This window comes from Bradyrhizobium sp. BR13661 (assembly GCF_029892425.1).
Taxonomy (GTDB): Bacteria; Pseudomonadota; Alphaproteobacteria; order Rhizobiales; family Xanthobacteraceae; genus Bradyrhizobium.
Map to the genome: position 1 here is coordinate 186,401 of NZ_JARXWB010000003.1, position 20,872 is coordinate 207,272.

19 protein-coding genes are annotated in these 20,872 nt (G+C 64.0%); 5 read left to right on the forward strand and 14 right to left on the reverse strand.

Annotation, left to right across the window (positions count from 1 at the left end; translation table 11 throughout):
* Positions 1 to 12 precede the first annotated feature (12 nt).
* From ccoS to M2427_RS06540, 10 genes are all read right to left on the reverse strand, one after another.
* On the reverse strand, positions 13 to 183 hold the full coding sequence (ccoS, locus tag M2427_RS06495) for a cbb3-type cytochrome oxidase assembly protein CcoS (protein ID WP_128961986.1): 171 nt from the start codon (positions 181 to 183) through the stop codon (positions 13 to 15).
* Complete coding sequence (locus M2427_RS06500; protein ID WP_280705376.1) at positions 183 to 2,372, reverse strand: cation-translocating P-type ATPase; 2,190 nt, start codon at positions 2,370 to 2,372, stop codon at positions 183 to 185. Before M2427_RS06500 ends, ccoS begins: the two co-directional genes overlap by 1 nt.
* Before the next feature lie 8 nt (positions 2,373 to 2,380).
* Positions 2,381 to 2,866 carry a FixH family protein gene (locus tag M2427_RS06505; RefSeq protein ID WP_280705377.1) on the reverse strand — a complete coding sequence of 162 codons (486 nt, stop codon included), beginning with the start codon at positions 2,864 to 2,866 and terminating at the stop codon, positions 2,381 to 2,383.
* Between the two features lie 16 nt (positions 2,867 to 2,882).
* Positions 2,883 to 4,349, reverse strand: coding sequence for a cytochrome c oxidase accessory protein CcoG (ccoG, locus tag M2427_RS06510; RefSeq protein ID WP_280705378.1), 1,467 nt, complete (start codon positions 4,347 to 4,349; stop codon positions 2,883 to 2,885).
* A gap of 121 nt (positions 4,350 to 4,470) precedes the next feature.
* Complete coding sequence (ccoP, locus tag M2427_RS06515; RefSeq protein WP_280705379.1) at positions 4,471 to 5,346, reverse strand: cytochrome-c oxidase, cbb3-type subunit III; 876 nt, start codon at positions 5,344 to 5,346, stop codon at positions 4,471 to 4,473.
* A gap of 6 nt (positions 5,347 to 5,352) precedes the next feature.
* A complete protein-coding gene (locus tag M2427_RS06520; protein ID WP_280705380.1) occupies positions 5,353 to 5,517 on the reverse strand; it encodes a cbb3-type cytochrome c oxidase subunit 3 in 165 nt (54 codons plus the stop codon).
* Positions 5,518 to 5,531: 14 nt separating this feature from the next.
* Positions 5,532 to 6,266 (reverse strand): cytochrome-c oxidase, cbb3-type subunit II, encoded by a 735-nt coding sequence (ccoO, locus tag M2427_RS06525; protein WP_280705381.1) that lies wholly within the window; start codon positions 6,264 to 6,266, stop codon positions 5,532 to 5,534.
* Between the two features lie 11 nt (positions 6,267 to 6,277).
* The gene (gene ccoN / locus M2427_RS06530; RefSeq protein WP_280705382.1) at positions 6,278 to 7,927 is read right to left on the reverse strand and encodes a cytochrome-c oxidase, cbb3-type subunit I; all 1,650 of its coding nucleotides are present in this window, start codon (positions 7,925 to 7,927) and stop codon (positions 6,278 to 6,280) included.
* 207 nt (positions 7,928 to 8,134) lie between these two features.
* Complete coding sequence (locus M2427_RS06535) at positions 8,135 to 8,560, reverse strand: CBS domain-containing protein (RefSeq protein WP_280705383.1); 426 nt, start codon at positions 8,558 to 8,560, stop codon at positions 8,135 to 8,137.
* 34 nt (positions 8,561 to 8,594) lie between these two features.
* The gene (locus M2427_RS06540) at positions 8,595 to 9,428 is read right to left on the reverse strand and encodes a universal stress protein (RefSeq protein ID WP_280705384.1); all 834 of its coding nucleotides are present in this window, start codon (positions 9,426 to 9,428) and stop codon (positions 8,595 to 8,597) included.
* 208 nt (positions 9,429 to 9,636) lie between these two features.
* On the opposite strand from M2427_RS06540, the gene fixL reads away from it, so the two are divergent.
* The 4 genes from fixL (at position 9,637) to M2427_RS06560 (ending at position 13,416) form a co-directional block, all read left to right on the forward strand.
* Positions 9,637 to 11,154 carry a sensor protein FixL gene (gene fixL, locus M2427_RS06545; RefSeq protein WP_280705385.1) on the forward strand — a complete coding sequence of 506 codons (1,518 nt, stop codon included), beginning with the start codon at positions 9,637 to 9,639 and terminating at the stop codon, positions 11,152 to 11,154.
* A gap of 3 nt (positions 11,155 to 11,157) precedes the next feature.
* A complete protein-coding gene (gene fixJ / locus M2427_RS06550; protein ID WP_280705386.1) occupies positions 11,158 to 11,775 on the forward strand; it encodes a response regulator FixJ in 618 nt (205 codons plus the stop codon).
* 43 nt (positions 11,776 to 11,818) lie between these two features.
* A complete protein-coding gene (locus M2427_RS06555) occupies positions 11,819 to 12,241 on the forward strand; it encodes a response regulator (protein ID WP_280705388.1) in 423 nt (140 codons plus the stop codon).
* A 476-nt stretch (positions 12,242 to 12,717) separates the two neighbouring features.
* On the forward strand, positions 12,718 to 13,416 hold the full coding sequence (locus M2427_RS06560) for a helix-turn-helix domain-containing protein (RefSeq protein ID WP_280705389.1): 699 nt from the start codon (positions 12,718 to 12,720) through the stop codon (positions 13,414 to 13,416).
* A 37-nt stretch (positions 13,417 to 13,453) separates the two neighbouring features.
* Here M2427_RS06560 and M2427_RS06565 read toward each other — a convergent pair whose 3' ends face one another.
* From M2427_RS06565 to M2427_RS06580, 4 genes are read right to left on the reverse strand one after another with little or no spacing between them, the layout of a single operon-like run.
* A complete protein-coding gene (locus M2427_RS06565; protein ID WP_280705390.1) occupies positions 13,454 to 14,764 on the reverse strand; it encodes an MFS transporter in 1,311 nt (436 codons plus the stop codon).
* 19 nt (positions 14,765 to 14,783) lie between these two features.
* Positions 14,784 to 15,305, reverse strand: coding sequence for a PRC-barrel domain-containing protein (locus M2427_RS06570; protein ID WP_280705391.1), 522 nt, complete (start codon positions 15,303 to 15,305; stop codon positions 14,784 to 14,786).
* Between the two features lie 24 nt (positions 15,306 to 15,329).
* Positions 15,330 to 17,534 carry an amylo-alpha-1,6-glucosidase gene (locus M2427_RS06575; RefSeq protein WP_280705392.1) on the reverse strand — a complete coding sequence of 735 codons (2,205 nt, stop codon included), beginning with the start codon at positions 17,532 to 17,534 and terminating at the stop codon, positions 15,330 to 15,332.
* A 58-nt stretch (positions 17,535 to 17,592) separates the two neighbouring features.
* A complete protein-coding gene (locus M2427_RS06580) occupies positions 17,593 to 19,356 on the reverse strand; it encodes an ABC transporter ATP-binding protein (RefSeq protein WP_280705393.1) in 1,764 nt (587 codons plus the stop codon).
* A gap of 275 nt (positions 19,357 to 19,631) precedes the next feature.
* On the opposite strand from M2427_RS06580, the gene M2427_RS06585 reads away from it, so the two are divergent.
* Positions 19,632 to 20,702: a glycosyltransferase family 4 protein gene (locus tag M2427_RS06585; RefSeq protein ID WP_280705394.1), complete on the forward strand. Its 1,071-nt coding sequence runs from the start codon at positions 19,632 to 19,634 to the stop codon at positions 20,700 to 20,702.
* The last annotated feature ends 170 nt before the right edge of the window (positions 20,703 to 20,872 follow it).

A 20,872-nucleotide genomic window follows, 5' to 3' on the forward strand; every position in this document is an offset into this window, starting at 1 on the left:
ACCAGGGATGCGTTAACGCTTTGCTGGCGCTTCCTGCGGCGGCGGGTCGTCGTCGGCAATGGCGCGCCAGGCGGCGCCGTCGAGGTCGTCATACTGGCCGCTGCGCAGCGACCACAGGAAAGCGGCAAGGCCGGCACCTCCGAGCATCAGCGCCAGCGGCACCAGGATCACCAGGATCTCCATCACACGATCTCCCGCGTGCGGCTGCGGGCCCGCAGCGAGTTCAGCATCACCAGGATCGATGATCCGCTCATGGCCGCCGCCGCAATCAGGGGCGTCACCACCCCGCTGATCGCGACCGGCACGGCCAGCACATTGTAGCCAATCGCAAGCCAGAGGTTCTGCCGCATCAGATGCAGTGCCTTGCGCGCGGAATCGATGGCTGCGACCACCGGTGCCAGCGGCCGGCCGAGGAAGACCAGATCCGCGGTGGCCTGGCTGAGATGCGCGGCCGAGATCGGCGACATCGACACGTGAGCTGCCGCCAGTGACGGTGCATCGTTCATGCCATCGCCGACCATCAGCACCTTGGCGCCCCGCCGCTTCAGCTCCTCGATCCGCGCGATCTTGTCGGCCGGCGTGACGCCGGCACGCCATTCGGCGACGCCGAGCGCACGGGCCGCCGCGATCACCGCGGGCTCGCGGTCGCCGGAGAGAATCTCGATGCCGATGCTGCGATTCTTCAGCGCGGCGATCACAGCCTGTGCATCCGGACGCAGGCCCTGACGCACCGAGAGGATGAATTTTTCGCTCCCCTTGCTAAAGGCCACGATCGAGGCTTCAGGGTCAAGATCCGCGCCGACGATCAAAGCTTCAGCGCCGCAAAAGGACGGACGGCCGAGGCGGATCTCGACGCCATCGACCACGGCACGGACGCCCTGCCCGGCTTCCTCGACCGCGCCCACGATCGGCGACTTCGCATCCGCAGCCTGCGCGACCGCGGCAGCGACCGGGTGATGGCTCGACAGCGCGAGCCGGCCGGCGAGCTCAAAGATGTCGGCGGGAATGTCGGCCGCATTGGTCACGTCGAGATCTGGCAGCGTCAACGTGCCGGTCTTGTCGAAGATAATGTGATCCGCCTCGGCAAGACGCTCGATGGCGTCGCCGGAATTGAGCAGCACGCCGGCCTTGAACATCGCACCCGAGGCCACGGTCTGCACGGTCGGAATCGCAAGCCCGAGCGCACAGGGACAGGTGATGATCAGCACCGCAACGCCCGTCACGATCGCATCATGCCAGCTCGCGCCCGCGATGACCCAGCCCAGAACGGTGATCAGCGCCGTCGCATGCACCACCGGCGCATAGAGGCGCGAGGCACGATCGGCGAGCCGCATGTAGCGCGAGCGCGCGGCAAGCGCGTTGTCGAGCAGACGGGTGATCTCGGCGAGCAGCGTTGCCTCCGACGCGGCCGAAACCCTCACCCGCAGCGTGCCGGAGATGTTCATGGAACCGGCGTAGACCGGCGTGCCGTGCTCGGCCGTGACATAGAGCGTCTCGCCGGTGATGAGGCTCTGGTCGATTTCGGAGCGCCCCTCGATCACGGTGCCGTCGACGGCGCAGCGCTCGCCGGGCCGCAGCAGCACGATGTCGCCGGGATGGATCGCGGCAACCGGCACCTGGGTTATCTCATCAGGCCCGACGAACTTCGCCGCGGTCTCCGCCTTCAGCGCCGCGAGATTGCCGGCGACTGCGCGGGTCCGCCGCCGCATGTTCTGGTCGAGGAAGCGGCCGACCAGCAGGAATGTCAGCAGCATGATCGCCGCGTCGAAATAGGCGTGCTCGGCATGGTTGATGGTCTCGACCACGGACATGCCGAGCGCAAGGCACACGCCGATCGAGATCGGCACGTCCATGTTGGTGGTCTTGTTCGACAGCGCGCGCCAGGCCGAGCGGAAAAACGGCTGGCCGGCATAGGCCGCGGCCGGCAGCGCGATCAGCGCCGACAGCCAGTGGAAGAAGTCGCGCTGCTCGGGCAGCATGTCCGAGACGTTGCCCGACCACACCGGGATCGACAGCATCATCACGTTCATGGTGGCGAACGCAGCGACGCCGAGACAGCGCAGCAGGAAGCGCGATTCCGCGACCTCGCTCGCTTCAGCGCTCTCGGTCTCGTAGGGATAAGCCTTGTAGCCGAGTTCCTCGAGACGATCGATGAAGCGGGCGGGATCGAGCGTGCCCTCCTTCCATTCCAGCGCGACGCGCTTGTCAGTCAGGTTCACACGCGCCAGCGTGACGTCGGGAATGGCCGAGAGACCGCGCTCGATCTTGGCCATGCAGCCGGCGCAGTGGACGCCCTCGACGGCGAGGTCGATATGCTGGAGGCCCGCACCCGCGGCGCGGACGTAGTGGGAGAAATCGCGCGACACCTGCATGGCAGACCTCAGTTCAGGATCACGCGGTTACGCGACAGGAACACGCGCTCGCCTTTGGCATCGCCCTCGATGACGAGGTCCCACTGACCCGGCGCGACGGAGGCGGCATCACCGCGATAGATCCCGCCGCCGGCTTCCGCGAGCTCGACAGCGAGATCGGCGCGCTTGTCGGTCGGCCGCTCCAGGCGGCCGCCGAACTTCAATCCGCTGACTGGCTGGCCCGCCGCATCGCGCGCCTCCACCTGAAGCACGGCATTGCCGTCGGCGCGTCGCTCAATATGCGCACTCACCTTCCATTTGCGCGCGGCCTGGTCCTGCGCCGCCGAGATCTCGCGGTCATAGGCGAGGCCCGCGGCATAGGGGCTGTCGACGTCAGTACCGGGCAGCGTCGCGATCGCGAGCTTCATCATGGTGACGTTGACGCCGATCACGACGCCGAAGAAGGCGACCAGGATCAGGAACACTTTGGTGCCGGTCAGCGGCTTGGCGGCCATGGGTAGTCTCCTGAACTTACGGCGCGACGAAATTGTCGGTGGTGGATGCGGCCTCGCCGAGCCCGATATCGGTGACGTGGAAGTGGACCGGTATCGACTTCTCCGGATTGTTCTCCGCCGGCGCGGTGACGAGCAGGCGCAGCTCGCTGGTGGAGTCGCGCGGGATGACGATCATCGGCCGATCCGGAGTCACGGAATCGGCACCGACGACATGGATCGTCGAATTGACCGGCCCGTCGATATCGATCGCGATGACACGGTCATGTCCGCTCTTGTTCAGAAGCCGGGCGGTATAGGCATTGCGGATCGAGCCGTCGCTGAGCGCGACCGCAACCGGGTTGCGGTCGTGCAGCACGTTGATGTCGAGCAAGGTGCGGGTCGCCAGCGTATAGATCATGAAACCGCCGATGACCGCAATGATCGCACTGTAGGCCACGGTACGGGCGCGCACGATCTTGTAGATCGGCGCCTTGCCCTCCTGGCGGCGGTGGATGTTGATGTCGTTGTCGTATCCGATCAGCCGCTTCGGACGACCGACCTTGGTCATCACCGCGTCGCAGGCGTCGATGCAGAGGCCGCACTGGATGCATTCCATCTGCGGTCCGTTGCGGATGTCGATGCCGGTCGGGCAGACCGCCACGCACTGATAGCAATCGATACAATCGCCGACGGACTGACCGAGCGCGCGCAGCTCCGCCGCCTTCTTCACCGACGTGCGGCTTTCGCCACGGTCGTAGCGATAGGTGACGTTGAGCGCCCATTCGTCGGTGAGCGCGGCCTGGATCCGGGGCCAAGGGCACATATAGGTGCAGACCTGCTCACGCATATGACCAGCGAGTACGTAAGTCGTGGCGGTCAGGATGCAGATCCAGATATAGGCGATGACAGGCGCCTGGAAGGTGACGAGCTGTTTCACCAGCGTCGGAGCGTCGTTGAAGTAGAGCACCCAGGCGCCGCCGGTCCACCACGCGATCATGAGCCAGATCGAATGCTTGAGCACGATCTCGGAGATGCGCTCGAGCTTCATCGGGTCGGACGACTTGTCCTTCTTCATCCGCTCGCGCCGGTCGCCCTCGATCAGGCGCTCGACGGCGTAGAACAAATCGGTCCACACCGTCTGCGGGCAGAGATAGCCGCACCAGATGCGGCCGCCGACGGAGTTCATCAGGAACAGCGCGACCGCGGCCACGATCAACAGGCCGGTGAAGTAATAGACCTCCTGCGGCCAGAGCTCGATGAAGAAGAAATAGAAGCGGCTGTTGGGCAGATCGATCAGCACCGCCTGGCTGGGGGCGCCGACGCCGCGGTTCCAGCGCACGAAGGGCAGGAAGTAATAGACGCCGAGGCAGAACGCCATCAGGCCCCATTTGATCCGACGGAAAGTTCCCGAGACGCTCTGGGGATAGACCTTCTTGCGGGCTGCGTAGAGTGGCCCAACGTCATCATCCGATGTGAGATCTTTCGGGTTCACGGTCTTGTTCATCGCTCAGGTCGCCTCAAGAGGTGCGATTAAACCTAGACCCGACGTCGCTGGGTCAGTTGATCCAGCGCAAACGGGGGCGATTTTGTTCGCCCCCGCCGGCCGCCGATCGCCGCTTTTGAGGCTATTTTCCACCGCCGAGCGAGTGGACGTAGACCGCCATCGCCTTGATGGTGGAAGGATCGAGCCGCCCTTCCCAGGCCGGCATGACGCCGGCGCGGCCCTGGCTGATGGTCTCGATCAGGGTCGCCTCATCCGAGCCATAGAGCCAGATCTTGTCGGTCAGATTGGGCGCACCGAGCTCCTGGTTGCCCTTGCCGCCATCGCCATGGCAGGCGACGCAATTGTCGACGAAGATCCTCTCGCCCTTGGCCTTGTCGTAGCCCGGCCGGGTCGAAAGGCCCGAGAGCGAGCGCACATAATTGGCGACCGTGACGATCTCGTCCGGCTTCAGCACGCCGTCCTTGCCGAAGGCGAGCATCTGGCCCTCATGGGTCTTGGCATGACCCGAGCGTGCGCCAAACTGGATGGTCTGCATGATCTGGTCGAGCGTGCCGCCCCACAGCCAGTCGTCGTCGTTCAGGTTCGGAAAGCCCTTGGCGCCGGCGGCACCGGAGCCGTGGCACGGCGCGCAATTGTCGCCGAACACGGTCTTGCCCTTGGCGCGCGCGAGCGCCAGCAAGGCCGGGTCCTTCTCGATGTCGGCGAGCGAGGCTGCACCGAGCGCCACCATCTTGTCGCCCCTGATCTTGTCCAGATTCGCAAGCTCGACCGCAACGTCTGCCCGCGAGGAGTAACCGAGCATGCCGTGCGTGTTGCTGGAGATCAGCGGCCAGGCCGGATAGACGATCCAGTAGCCGATCGCCCAGATGATGGTCAGATAGAACGTAATCACCCACCAGCGCGGCAGCGGCGTGTTGAGCTCCTTGATACCGTCCCACTCGTGCCCGGTCGTGGCCCTGCCACTGACGGAATCGATTTCATTTTGATGATCGGTCATGGTCTCTTACTCCTCCCGCAACGGCAGACTGGCTGCTTTGTCGAAGCCGGCCTTGTTGCGAGGCCAAAATGCGTAGGCGATGATCGCGAGAAAGATCGCGACGAAGACCGGCGTCCAGATCGTGGTCACGAGGCTGGATGCGAGATTGTCGAGTGTCAGGATGGCTTTCATCGGTGGATGCCTTCTCAGCGAAGATTGGCTTTCTCGTTGTAGAGCTTGAAGTCGACGAGCGTGCCGAGCATCTGCAGGTAGGCGATCAGCGCGTCCATCTCGGTCGGGGTGCCGGCCTTGCCGTCGAAGTTGCGCACGACAGCCTTGGCATAGCGCTTGGTGAAGGCATCCGAGCCGGCATTGTCCGGATCGGCCTGGGCCTTCATGTCGGCCGCCGCGTTGGCGATCTGGTCGTCGGTATAGGGAACCCCGACGGTCCGCAGCGTCCGCATATGGTCGGCGATAGCCCCGGTATCGACCTCGGTTGAACTGAGGAAGGGATACCCCGGCATCACCGACTGCGGCACGATCGCGCGCGGGTTGGTCAGATGCGTGACGTGCCAATCGTCGGAATATTTGGCGCCGACGCGCGCCAGATCAGGACCGGTTCGCTTCGAACCCCACTGGAACGGGTGGTCGAACATGCTTTCTGCAGCCAGCGAGAAGTGGCCGTAACGCTCGACCTCGTCGCGCAAGGGACGGATCATCTGCGAATGGCAGAGGTAGCATCCTTCGCGGACGTAGATGTTGCGGCCGGCGAGCTCCAGCGGCGTGTAGGGCCTCACCCCGTCGACCACCTCGATCGTGCTCTTGAGGTAGAACAGCGGGGTGATCTCGACGAGACCGCCGATCGCGACCACCAGCAGGATGCCGACGACCAGGATGATCGAGTTCTTTTCGAAGACTTGATGACGTGTCCAGAACGACATGGTGTTGCTCCTCATTCCGCCGGCTGAAGAGCGACGGGCATCTGAACTTCCTGCTCGCCGACGCGAACCGTCATCCAGAGGTTATAGGCCATGATCAGCGCACCGATCAGGAACAGCGCGCCGCCGGCGGCACGAATGACGTAGAAGGGATGCATCGCCTCGACGGTCTCGATGAAGGAATATTCAAGGAAGCCGAGCGAGGTGTAGGCGCGCCACATCAGACCCTGCAGGATGCCGGACACCCACATCGCCGAGATGTAGAGAACGATGCCAAGCGTCGCGATCCAGAAGTGCCAGTTGACGAGCTTCAGGCTGTAGAGACCCTTGCGATTCCACGCCCACGGCACCAGGCAGTACAGTGCGCCGAAGGAGACGAAGCCGACCCAGCCGAGCGCGCCGGAATGCACGTGGCCGATCGTCCAGTCGGTGTAGTGGCTGAGCGAGTTGACTACCTTGATCGACATCATCGGGCCTTCGAAGGTCGACATGCCGTAGAAGGCGACGGAGACGACCAGCATGCGCAGCACCGGATCGGTGCGCAGCTTGTCCCAGGCGCCCGACAGCGTCATCAGGCCGTTGATCATGCCGCCCCAGGAGGGCATCCACAGCATGATGGAGAAGGTCATGCCCAGCGTCTGCGTCCAGTCCGGCAGCGCCGTATAGTGCAGGTGGTGAGGACCTGCCCAGATGTAGAGGAAGATCAGCGCCCAGAAGTGGATGATCGAGAGGCGGTAGGAATAGATCGGCCGCTCCGCGCGCTTCGGAATGAAGTAGTACATGATGGCGAGGAAGCCGGCGGTCAGGAAGAAACCGACCGCATTGTGACCGTACCACCACTGGAACATGGCATCCTGGATGCCGCCCCAGGCGATGTAGGACTTGGAGCCGAAGAACGACACCGGCAGCGCGGGATTGTTGCCGAGATGCAGGACCGCGATCGTCACGATGAAAGCGAGATAGAACCAGTTCGCGACGAAAATGTGCGGTTCCTTGCGCTTGATGATCGTGACAAGGAAGACCAGCAGATAAGTCACCCACACGATGGTGAGCCAGAGATCGGAGTACCATTCCGGCTCTGCATATTCCTTCCCCTGCGTGACGCCGAGCAGATAGCCCGTGCCGGCGATCAGGATGAAGAAATTGTAGCCGACGACGACGAACCAGGGCGCGAGGTAGCCCGCGAGCCGCACATGGCAGCTCTTCTGCACCACATAGAAGGACGTCGCGAGCAGCACGTTGCCGCCGAAAGCGAAGATCACGGCTGAGGTGTGCAGCGGCCGGAGACGACCGAACTGAATCCAGGGCAAATCAAAATTCAGCGCCGGCCAGGCCAGCTGGGAGGCAATGATCAGGCCCACCAGGAAGCCCGCAATGCCCCAGAACATTGCCATGAAGGAAGAGAACTTGATCGGGCCCATGTTGTAATTGGGCCGGCCGTTGATCTCCCCGGAGGGCAACGCCGCCGGGCGGTCGTAGTAATTGTTGATGATGAAGAACACGGCGGCAATGCTCGCCGCTGCGCCAAGCGCGGCGTGGAAAGCGAAGGGCGCGTCGAGCGCCTTGGCAGCGGCGATCACACAGAGGAAGGCCGTGACCGCGAATACGAGCGCCAGGCCGCTTTCGCCGACGGATATGGATTTGGTGATGGAGGGCTGAGGCATCGCGGATTCTCTCTGAAAGAACACGAAACCAAGAACCACATTCACCCTCGCGAGGAATTGATTGAAATCAACATAGATGGATTTCTAGTCATGTGGGCGTGTCGCCGATCGACAAGCCATGCGCCTGCGCACCCGGCCGTGCCCGGCGCGCGCCGCTGTTTCCGGGACATTACGGAGGCCGGGAGCGCAGATCCCAGCGACAATTCGTCAATCGTTCGCGGTCGCCTTCAGCGCCGCGATGACGTCCTCGCGCGCGATGATTCCGACCAGCTTCTGGGCGGCATCGAGCACGATGATACTGCGGATGCGATGCTCAACCATGATCTGGAGCACGCGTGTCAGCCGCGTATCGGGGCTGACATAGATGAACTCCGGCGTCATGACGTCGCCGACCTTCCGACCCATCAGCTCGTGATAGCGCGGCAGCATCTGGCTCGGCGTGAAGGCAAAGCACTTCAGAATGTCGAACTTGGTGACGATGCCGACGACCTGACCGTCGTCCTCGACCGGGTAGGAGTTGAAATCGTCCTGCTCGAACATCTCGCTGAGCGCAAACAGATCCTGTCCAGGCTGCACCGTCTTGACGTTGCGCGTCATGTAGCCTTCGACTGTCTGCTCAAGGAATTTGTACACGGCGCATCCTCATCGATTTGTCTTCGTCTTTCCGTCAGTGTGAGAGCAGCACGCAGCGGGCAGTTTGCGTGACCAGATACTGAGTGACGCCGCCGAGGATCAGTTCGCGGAAGCGCGAATGACCGTAGGCGCCGGCGACGATCAGGCCGGCGCCGACATCGCCCGCGATTCTCTCCAGTTGCACGGCAGCGGTCTCGTGTCCGGCCAGTTCCGACACGCGCGCCGTTGCGGCGACGCCATGGCGGGCGAGCCAGGCGGCGACGTCGCTGACACGCGTCGCCACGGCTGCGCGGTCGTCGCCTTCCTCCGGAATCTCGACGATGGTGATTTCCTTCGCCTTGCGCAGCATCGGCAGCGCGTCGACCACCGCTCGGCGCGATTCCGACGTGTCCTTCCAAGCCACCAGCACGCTACGCAGGTCGAGCCAATCGGCTCGATCCGGCACGACCAGCAGCGGCCGACCGGCCTGCATCACCAGATCCTTCGGGCTTGCCAGCGAAAAGGCATCGGAGAAGGCCGGGCTCTCTCCCCCACTGACGATGATGTCGGCGCAGCGCGCCTGCGACAGCACGAACCGGGCCGGAAAATCCAGGGCGCTGCGCCACTCCACGCGCCCGCCGCGCATCTTCGTCGCGGCGCGGAATTCCGCCTCGAGATCGGCAAGGCGCCGCTTGACGGAGGTCTCCTCCTGGTCGATCAGGCGCTGGGCCTCGGCGCCATCGGTGAAATAAAGCGGCGAGGCGAACTGCGCTGCCGCAACCCCGACGATTGTGGCCTCGAATCGGTCGGCAAGCTCGCCTGCGGCCTGGAGACGCGCATGATTGGGCTGATTCAACGCCAGGCTGACCATCACAGTTGCGTATGTCATCGGGGGTCTCCGGGCCAATAACCAATAAACTGTCACGAAATCTAACCTCGCTGGTGGGGAGCAAGATGAGATAGATCAAATCGCCTCCCGCGATTGCAAATCCGCCAATGGAATCAGACATCCGAACTTGCCTCCGGCCCGCCCTTGGGCGAAATTGCCTGCACCTTCGCAGCACCTCGCCGACCGGAACAGAAATGGGAGCCCTTACTTGTCGCCGACCCGCGTCACACATCCGCCAGACGATCATCGCGGCGAGCATTTCCGGGGCCGGATCGAGGGGTTCGGCGTCGGCACCTGGGATCTCGACCTCGCGACCCGGGAGCTTGAATGGTCGGAAACCGCGCGGATGCTGCTGGGTATCGAACGGGGCAAGCCTGCGAGCTACGATCTGTTGCTGTCGCGCCTCCAGCCCGAGGATCGCGCACGCGTCGAGGCGGCGATCAGCCAGGTCACCGAGCGCGGCGGCGGCTTCGACGTCTCCTTCAGGATTGCCGGCACGTCCGACCGGGGCAAATGGATCAGGGCCCGCGCCGGCCTGATCAGGGACGATGCAGGCGTCGCCCGCCACCTGAGCGGCATCTTCCTCGACATCGACGAGGAAAAGCAGGTCGAGGAAGCGCTGCGCACGCGCGAGACCCACCTCCGCTCCATCCTGCACACCATTCCCGATGCCATGATCGTCATCGACGGCCATGGCGTCATCCAGCTCTTCAGTACGGCGGCCGAACGCCTGTTCGGCTGGTCCGAGCAGGAGGCGATCGGCCAGAATGTTGCGATCCTGATGCCGGAGCCGGACCGCACCCGCCACGACAGCTACATTGCGCGCTACCGCTCCACCAAAGATCCCCACATCATCGGCATCGGCCGCATCGTCACCGGCAAGCGCCGCGACGGCACGACGTTCCCGATGCACCTGTCGATCGGGGAGATGCAGTCGGGCGGCGAGCCCTATTTCACCGGCTTCGTCCGCGACCTCACCGAGCATCAGCAGACCCAGGCGCGGCTGCAGGAATTGCAGTCCGAGCTCGTCCATGTTTCGCGACTGAGCGCCATGGGCGAGATGGCATCCGCGCTGGCTCACGAGTTGAACCAGCCGCTTGCCGCCATCAGCAACTACATGAAGGGATCGCGGCGACTGCTCGCCGGCAGCGCTGATCCGAATCTGACGAAGATCGAAAGCGCGCTGGACCGCGCCGCCGAGCAGGCCGTACGTGCAGGCCAGATCATTCGGCGCCTTCGCGATTTCGTCGCACGCGGCGAGTCCGAAAAGCGGGTTGAAAGCCTCTCCAAGCTGATCGAGGAGGCCGGCGCGCTCGGGCTCGCCGGTGCGCGTGAGCAGAACATCCAGCTTCGGTTCAGTCTGGATCAGAATTCCGACTTCGTCCTCGCCGACCGGGTCCAGATCCAGCAGGTCCTGGTCAATCTGTTCCGCAACGCGCTGGAGGCGATGGCGCAGTCGCCGCGGCGGGAGTTGGTCGTCACCAACACCCGCGTCGGTGACGACACGATCGAGGTCGAGGTTTCCGACACCGGCTCCGGCTTCCAGGACGACGTCATTCCGAATCTGTTTCAGACCTTCTTCACCACCAAGGAAACCGGTATGGGGGTGGGACTTTCGATCAGCCGCTCGATCATCGAGGCTCATGGCGGGCGCATGTGGGCCGAGAACAACACATCGGGCGGCGCGACATTCCGCTTCACGCTGCCTGCAGCCGATGAGAGCTGAACCATGACGACCAACGGAATAGTCTACGTTATCGACGACGATGAGGCGATGCGCGATTCGCTGAATTTTCTGCTCGATTCATCGGGTTACAGCGTAACCATGTTCGATGACGCGCAACGTTTCCTCGATGCCCTGCCCGGCCTCGCGTTCGGCTGCATCCTCTCCGACGTGCGCATGCCTGGCATCGATGGGATCGAGCTTCTGAAGCTGATGAAGGCGCAGCACTCGCCGTTTCCGATCTTGATCATGACCGGCCACGGCGACGTGCCGCTCGCAGTCGAGGCGATGAAGCTCGGCGCCGTCGACTTCCTGGAAAAACCGTTCGAGGACGACCGCCTCCTCACGATGATCGAATCGGCTATCCGGCAGGCTGAGCCAGCCGCCAAGATCGAAGCCATATCCCAGGACATTGCCGCCCGCGTCGCATCCCTCAGCCCGCGCGAGCGCCAGGTCATGGAAGGACTGGTCGCAGGCCTGTCCAACAAGCTGATCGCCCGCGAATACGACATCAGCCCGCGCACCATCGAGGTGTACCGGGCCAATGTCATGACCAAGATGCAGGCCAACAGCCTCTCTGAGCTGGTCCGGCTGGCGATGCGCGCCGGCATGCTGAAGGATTGAGGCAAGTCAAGGCAGTTGGCTCGCCCTGTGCTAGCCAATCCCAATGATCGAAATCGGCTCGCACCCTGCGCGGTTCTCCATGGTGTCATCGGTAAAGCACACCGTCTACGTGGTCGACGACGATGACGCCGTGCTCGGGTCCCTGCGTTTTCTCCTGGAAAGCGACGGCTTTGCCGTGCGGACGTTCAGGAACGCCACGGCGCTGCTCAACGCGACGAGCCTGTCTGGCGCAGACTGCTACGTGATCGACTACAAGATGCCCGACATCAATGGCATCGAGCTCGCCGGCCGCTTGCGCCAGTCCGGCGGCAATACCCCGGTGATTCTGATCACCGGCTATCCCGACGGCAATATCTCGGCCCGGGCGGCGGCGGCTGGCGTGAAGGACGTGATTTTGAAGCCGCTTCTCGACGAAAACTTGGTCAAGCACATCCGCCGCGCCATCCAGGATCGACGCGGAAACTAGGCGTCGCCTCAGAACGCGCTCCTGTACTGCGACATCTCGTTGCGGGGACCGTAAATCCACATCGGCTCGCCGCACTCGCTGGGGCCGTGATCGGTCATGCAGGCCGCGCTCCATGGGGGAGCCGCGATCCGGCGGCCCTCAACCGGATTTGAATACGAATGGCCGGCGACGGTATGGAGTCGAGGCCCAGCTGTCGTTGCCGTAGCCAGCGAGGGCAGGACCAACAAGGCTGCCAGTAGAGCTGCAGCAGATTGGGCTAACATCGGGCATCTCCGTTGTTGTGAACGCTTTCGATGACCCGATTCGCGCTGAAGCCTCGTTATTTCCAGCACACCGAATAGTGAGAGCAGCGGTATCCTGCCCCTGCGGGCGACCTACGGAGATCTACGTAGGTAACCCTCCTTAAGATATCGCGCGAAATTTTCGCAGCACCCGATACCGCGTAGGAAAGCGTCATCACAACGGAGATGGCGCAAATGCTGACGCAGACCCTCAACACCCAGGCGATCAACACCCAAATCGGTGGCAAGATTGCTCCGCCCCGTCCCGTCTCGGACCAGTTCGGCGCGATCACCGGCCATGTCGGCCTGATCGCCACCGAGTTCTCCTACCGCAAGGACGAGGAGATCTACGGCGAGGATGAGCCGGCCGAATATGTCTACCAGGTCGTCTCCGGCGCAGTCCGCACCTACAAGCTTCTCTCCGACGGCCGTCGCCAGATCGGCACCTTCCATCTTCCCGGCGACGTGTTCGGCCTCGAATCCGGCGCCACCCACCGCCTCGCCGCCGAAGCCATCATCGACACCAGCGTGCGTCTTGTGAAGCGTGCAAGCCTGGAGAAGGCTGCCGGTACCGACGTGCAGGTCGCTCGCAAGCTCTGGGCCATGACGGCTGGCGAACTGCGCCATGCCGAAGATCACATGCTGTTGCTCGGCCGCAAGACCGCGATGGAGCGCGTCGCAACCTTCCTGCTGGAAATGGATCGTCGTCTTGCGGTCGCCGGCATGATGGCGCTTCCGATGTGCCGCCGCGACATCGGCGACTATCTCGGCCTCACCCTTGAGACCGTGTCGCGCGCGCTGTCCCAGCTTCACAGCCAGGGCATCCTCGGCTTCTCCGGCGCCCGCCAGATCGTGCTGCGCAACCGTCAGCGGCTGCACAATCTCGACGCCTGAACGTTTCCCCTCCCACCCCCTGGCCGGCTGACTTCGTTCAGCCGGCCATTTCTTTTGCCTCGACGCCGGTGCGCCGGGTCTCCGGCATCACAAAGAGGATCAGCAGAAGTCCTGTCGCGGCGATGCTCGCGAGCCCTAGGAAGGCGATGGCATTGCCGAACTTGTCGCTGACATAGCCGCCGAGCGCAGTGCTCAAGGACGCACCAATTCCGGTTGCGGTGCCGACGATGCCCTGCGCCAGATTGAAGTGGCCCGTGCCAAAGGCGACGTCCGCCACGATGAGCGGAATCATCACCGCGAACACCGCGGCCGTGAAGCCGTCGAACAGTTGCACCAGCACCAGCAGATAGGGATCGTGCACCGTCGCGAACAGCACGCCGCGGATCGTCAGCGCGCCGAACCCGATCAGCAGCACCGGGCGCCGGCCCCACGCCTGCGCCTTGCGTCCGACCGAAGGTGACAACAGCGCGACGATCGCCTGCGGCACAACGATGCAGAAAGCGACCAGAACCGTCGCCCATTGGCTCGAACGCGCCGTCACCGTGCTTGCCATCAGCGGCATCATCGAGGCGTTTGCGAGCTGCAACAGCAGCACGCTCAGCGCAAAGACGATCAGCGGCTTCTGCCGGATCAAATGCCAGATATTGGTGTCGCCCGGAACCGGAGCCTCGCGCGGCATCTCGCCGTGACAGCGCGCGATGTCGACCTCCTCCTCGCGGATACGCGACAGTGCAATCAGCGTCGGAATCGCGAGCACGAAGGTGACCAGGAAGACCGAGCGGCTCGAGAGCAGATATCCGGCCGTCCCCATCACAGCGGCGGCAACGCCATTGCCGAGCGAGGCGAATCGGGCGTTGCGGCCGAGCCGCTCGCCGATCTTGAGCGGACCAACCAGGCCCAGGCTGATCGCCGCAATCGCGGGACCGAGCACGCAGCTCGCCGCCGCGTGCAACGTCGCGGCGGCCACCACCACCGGAAAGATCGGCATCGCCGCATAAGCGAGCGCGCAGCAGCCGATGGTCCCAATCGCAAGCCCCGCGACCAGCCGCTCGGATCTCGCTGCATCGATGATGGCGCCGCCCGGCATCTGCCCGATCAGCGCGACGATGCCGCCGATCGACAGCACCAGGCCGATTTCGACCTGGGTCCATTTCTGCGTCGTCAGGTAAACCGCGATGAAGGGGCCGAAGCCGGTCTGCACATCGGCGAGGAAGAAGATGAACCAGTCGAGGCCGCGCAGGCTGCGGCGCGACGGCTCCGGAATGGCCGCGAGAACGGGTACGGCGACGTTGTCCTGTTCGACACGTCCCGCGCGCTTCTCATGATCAGGCTTCCTCGACAACAGCACCGTCAGCCATCCCCTCCCCTCACTGAATTTCCTGGAGCGGTTGGAGGCTGCCGGACGCACCGAGCACGACCATCGGCGTGTCTTCCTTGAATTCCGGCGCGGCCGCGACCTGTGCCTTGGTCAATTCCAGCGTGATGCTGTCCCTCTTGTTGGTGATCTTGCCGAACCGAAGTGCGTTCCAGTCGACGACGATCTTGCGGCTGCCGACGCCGAGGAAGCCGCCGAAATCGATCACGGCGGCGCGCACATGGCCGGCGAGATCGACGATGACGTCGACGATGTGGCCCATATCCTCGTCCGCTGCGCTGCGCACGTCGCGCCCAAGTACACCATGGGCGTCGCTGGCGCCGATGATGGTCACCGAGGGCGGCGGTGCGGCGTCTTTCGGCGTGACGGGCACGACCGAGGCCGGCGGCGGCGTGTTGGCCTCGGTCGGGGCTGCATTGGCGGACGCGGGCCGGTCCTCCGCGGCGCGCGACACGGCAACCGTCACTCCCGCGACGATCGCAACGCTTAAGGCGAACCATCCGGCAGTACGCATGACACCCTCCTTGCCGCAGCGCCGCTAGCGCGCCAGCACGATCGACACCTGGATCCGGCCGCGCGTCCGCAGCACCTCCAACGCCACGTCATCGCCGTGGCGGCTGACGCGAAGATCGACGCTGGATTCGCCGAGGTGCAGATCGCGCAGGGTGATCTCGTTCAGAAAGGACGGAAGGTGCGGATTGCGCAGACGGATCTCGCAGCGGGCGACGTCGAACTCGATCCCGAGCGCCGCCTCCAGCAGCGTGAACGGCGTGGCGCTAGCCCAGGCCTGCGGCGCACAGGCGACCGGATAGAGCGTAGGCCCACGCCGCTTCTCGCGGCGGAAGCCGCAGAACAATTCCGGCAGCCGGCGCAGGTCCATGTAAGTGGCGGCGTCGAACAGCCCCTTGAACACCTGCGCCACCGCGTGCTTGAGCCCGTAATGCGCAAGGCCCAAGGCAATCAGCGCGTTGTCGTGCGGCCAGATCGATCCGTCGTGATACGACATCGGATTGTAGCGCACCTCGCCCTGCGCGACGGTACGGATGCCCCAGCCTGAGAAAAAATGCGGCCGCATCAGATCGGCGGCGACGAGACGGGCACGATCCTGCCGGATCATGCCGCTGAACAGCACCTGCCCGGCATTCGAGGTGCGCACCTCGCATCGCCGCTTGTTGCCGTCGAGCGCAACTGCATAGGTGCCCAGCTCCTCGCACCAGAACGCTTCTTCGAAGCGTTCGGCGAGCGCCTCGGCTTCCGCCTCGAGCTTCCCAGCACGATCGGGCTTGCCCAGCCGCAGCGCACATCGCGCGGCGAGCAGCTTGGCGGCGTAGACATAGCCCTGGACCTCGGCGAGCGCGATATTGCCCTCCGCGAGCTTGCCGTCGGCGTGGAAGATCGCGTCGAAGGAATCCTTCCAGCCCTGGTTGGCGAGCCCTTTTTCGGTAGCCCGCTGATATTCGACAAACCCGTCATTATCAGGGTCACCGGGCCCATCGATCCAGGCGAGGCCGGCCTCGATCGCGGGCCACAGCTCGGTCAGCGTCGTCTCGTCGCCGGTGCGCTCGAAATAGCGGCCCGCGAGCAGGACGAACAACGCGGTCGAATCCACGCTGCCGTAATATTGCGAGAACGGCACCTCGCGCAGCGCCGCCATCTCGCCGCCGCGCATCTCGTGCAGGATCTTTCCGGGCGCCGCATCTGCTAGCGGATCGACCGCCTTGGCCTGGAAATGCGCCAGCCGCCGCAGCACGCCCTTGGCCACCCGCGGGTCGACCCACAGCATCTGCAGCGCGGTGATCAATCCGTCGCGGCCGAACGTCGTCGAGTACCAGGGAATGCCGGCATAGGGATAGCGCCCCTGCGGCGTCTCCGTCATCAGCATGTTGAGGTCCGCCATTGCCTGGCACAGCACCTCGTTGAAGATGTTGTTGGAGGTCTCGATGCTGGCGGCGCCGATCGTGGACTGCCGCATCTCGCGGCGATGCGCGAGCAGCCCCCGGAAGAAGCGTGCCGGCTTCTCTGCGACCGGCCGGTTGCAGGAGACGGCCACGAACAGCGACTTGGCCTCATGCGGATCCAGCTCGAGCTGCCAGGTCGCGGCGTTCACCGAGAGCCGCGTCGGGCGCGGATCGAAATGCAGGCCGGTGGTGCGCTCGGCATCGTCGAGGCCGCGGTATTCGAACAGAACATCGGTCGGTCCGACGAGCTTGCTGGTGCCGGTCCCGCGGCGCGGCCGCCGCTCGCCGCGGACCTCGAACAGATCGGCAAAATCGTTATCGAACAGCAGCGTCAGCTCGAAGGCGGCCGGTTGCTCGCCATGGTTCTGCAGGCCGATCCGCTGATACGCAGTGCCGCGCCACAGGAAGATCGTGCGCACGATGTGCAGCAGATCCTTCTGCAGCACGATGCGACCCTGCCTGTAGATGTCTGGATTGGTGAGGTCGACGGTCAATCCCGAATTGTCGTCGCGCAGGTTCGAGCCGAGCAACAGCGGCTGGAGATCATCGAGCACGAGCTCCAGCCGGGCGAGGTAACGCGTATCATGGTTGAACAGGCCATCCGGCCCGCCGGCCGACGCACCGATGTCGCCATGGCTGTCCAGCACGATAAACGTGTCGTCGTGTTTGAGCGAGCGACGGGGCCGCGCGGCGGGCCCCGTCATCGGAATATAGAATGCCTGTTCGGCGACGGTCTCGATCGTCTGCGGCACCGAGATGATCCTGGTTGCGGCCTCAGTTGCCATGAGCTGCTCCCCTGCGGCATGTGTTTCGAACGCGACCAACGCAACGCAACTGTTGGGTTTACGCGGCGAACTTCGCGAGCCGACCCATTTCCTGCGTCACCAGCTCACGGTACGGACCGTGGCCCTGCATCAGCCGGTCGGGCGCACCATCCTCGATGATCTTGCCGTTCCTGAGCACGACCACGCGGTCGAAATTACGCAGCGTTGCCAGGCGATGTGCGATCGCGATCACGGTGCGGCCTCGCATCAGCCGTGTCAGCGCCTCGCGGATCGCCTCCTCGGATTCGCTGTCGAGCGCGGCAGTCGCCTCGTCGAGCAGCAGGATCGGCGCGTCCTTGACGAAGGCGCGCGCGATTGCAATGCGCTGGCGCTGGCCGCCGGACATCTTGACACCGCGGTCACCGACCATGGTGTCCAGGCCTTCCGGCAGGCTGTCGATGAAGTCGCAACGCGCCGCGATCGCCGCGCGCAGCACCTCGTCGTCGGTCGCATTCGGCCGGCCATAGCGGATGTTCTCCCGGATGGAGCGATGGAACAGGGAGATATCCTGCGGCACGACGGAGATGGCCTCACGCAGGCTCTGCTGGGTCACCTTGGAGATGTCCTGGCCGTCGATGCTGATGTTGCCTTCGTCCACGTCATAGAAGCGCTGAAGCAGCGTGAACAGGGTGGACTTGCCGCCGCCGGACTGGCCGACCAGGCCGACGCGCTGGCCGGGCTGCAGCCGCAGGCTGAAGCGCTCGAAGATCTTTTCGCCGCCGGGATAGCCGAAGGTGACGTTGTTGTACATGATCGCGGCGCCGCTCTTGACCAGCGGCCCGGCCTCGGGATGATCGCGCAGCTCATGCGGCACCAGCAGCGTCGCGATCGCCTCGGTCAGACGCGCCACGTGCTGTGTGACATCCACCAGCGCCACCGCGAGATCGCGCGTCGCATTGAGAATGGAAAGGCCGAGCGTACAGACCAGCACGACGTCGCCGGTGGTCGCCTCGCCCTGCTGCCACAGCGTGATCGCCCAGGCCATCAGCGCCACGGTCAAGATCACGGTGACGCCGGCATGAGTGAGCCGCAGCTTCTCGAGATAGCGCAGGCTACGCCCGCGCGCGTTGAGTTCCCGGTTCACCGTCGCGTCGAAACGTTCGTGCTCGTGACCAATGCCGCAGAAGGCACGGACCAAGGGCATGTTGCTGATGACGTCGATCATCTCGCCGTCGACCACCGCGGCCTTATCCGCGAAATCGTCATGCAGCGGCTTGCCGGCCGCGGCAAGACGGAACATCGCGATCACCATACCGCCCGCGATCACGATCAGGCCTGCCGCCATGTATGGGCTCACGGTTCCAATCAGCAGGATCGCCGCAACTGTGGCAATGCACGGCGGCAACACATTCCAGACGAACATGTTCTCGACCGTGAACACCGCGTTGGATGTCGCCGTGATGCGGCTGGTCAGCATGCCGGGCATCCGGTCCGAGAAATAGCTCGGTGCGTGTCCGGTCAGATGACGAAATATGTCACGGCGTAAATCGCCGGTAACACGAACGAAGGTGAAGCTCGCGGTCCAGCTCGCGATCCGCCACAGAAAGTTGTCGGCCGCGATCAGCGACATGAGCAGGATGAATGCCAGCCATACGCTGCCACCATGCGAGGTTCCCGCCGACAAACCGTCGACGAGGGATTTAACGCCGTACTGCGTGCCTACGGAGCAGGCAACCGCCGCGACCACAGCGCCCAGGATCACCAGATGCGACGCCAATCGTCGCCGCAGATAGCGCAAGACAAAGGCAAATGGCCTGCGCGCGTATCCAGAAAGTTGATCCATGTGACACTGACCCCGTCGTGATGATTTCAATTGTTCTTGGTTGTCGACTGAACATCGACCGGTTCGCCTCGGTTCCCGGGCAAGGCGATCACGACATGCGGATGCGGACGATCTGAGAAGATCAGATGGCAGCATCGAGACACGCGCGCGATGTGTCGAATAAGTAACGTTTGCTAGGAGGAACTTCGCAACTGCGGGAACGTTCCCTTGGCTGGCATAGCCGGTGCCGACGCGCTGGGGGTTTCGACGTTCTTGATCGCAGAGGAGATGGTGAGATGCGCATCGCGCAGGTAGCTCCGTTGACGGAGGCTGTTCCACCCAAGCTGTATGGCGGCACCGAGCGGGTGGTGCATTGGTTGACGGAAGAGTTGGTTGCCCTTGGACATGACGTCACGCTGTTCGCCAGCGGCGACTCGCAGACGTCGGCGAAGCTCGATGCACTATGGCCGCGGGCACTTCGCCTCGACGGTTCCGTGCGCGATCCCAACTCGTTGCACATGGTGCTGCTGGAGCGCGTGCGGCAGAAATGTGACGACGAGGAGTTCGACTTCCTCCACTTCCATCTCGATTATTATCCATGGTCGCTGTTCTACCGGCAGCCGACACCGTTCCTGACCACGCTGCACGGCCGCCTCGATCTGCCGGAGCATCAGCCGGTCTTCAACACTTTCTCCAAGATGCCCGTGATCTCGATCTCGAACGCGCAGCGGCGGCCCGTGCCGCAGGCGAACTGGGTGAGAACGATCCATCATGGCTTGCCCGAGACTCTGCTGACGCCGAAGCCGGTGAAGCAGGAATATCTCGCCGTGCTCGGCCGCATCGCGCCGGAGAAAGGTGTCGATCGCGCCATCAAGATCGCGACGCATTGCGGCGTCCCGCTGAAAATCGCGGCCAAGGTCGACCGCGCCGACCAGGACTATTTTGACGAGCTGATCAGGCCCATGATCGAGAACAATCCGCTGGTGGATTTCATCGGCGAGATCGGCGATCACGAGAAGTCGGACTTCCTCAGCGGCGCGATCGGCCTGCTGCTGCCGATCGACTGGCCGGAGCCGTTTGGCCTGGTGATGATTGAAGCGATGGCCTGCGGCACACCGGTGGTCGCCTTCAACCGCGGCTCGGTGTCGGAGATCATCGACGAAGGCCTCACCGGCTTCGTGGTCGAGGACGTCATCAGCGCGGCGGGCGTCGTGAGCCGCCTCGCGCAGCTCGACCGCAACGCCATCCGCAAGCAGTTCGAAAAGCGCTTCACCGCGCGGCGCATGGCGCTCGACTATCTCGCCGCGTACCGCAGCCTGACCGAAGAACAGGCGCCGCGGATCAAGCTGGTAAGCAGCGCGGAGTAAGTAGCCAAGACCTCAGCTGTCGTCCCGGACAAGCGCGCCCAAAGCGCGCGCCGATCCGGGACCCATACTCCGCAACAATAGTTTAGCGATGACTCGGAGTGACCTGTCTCGCACACGACCTCTCCCTGGGGTTATGGGTCCCCGCGTTCGCGGGGACGACACCGAGTGTG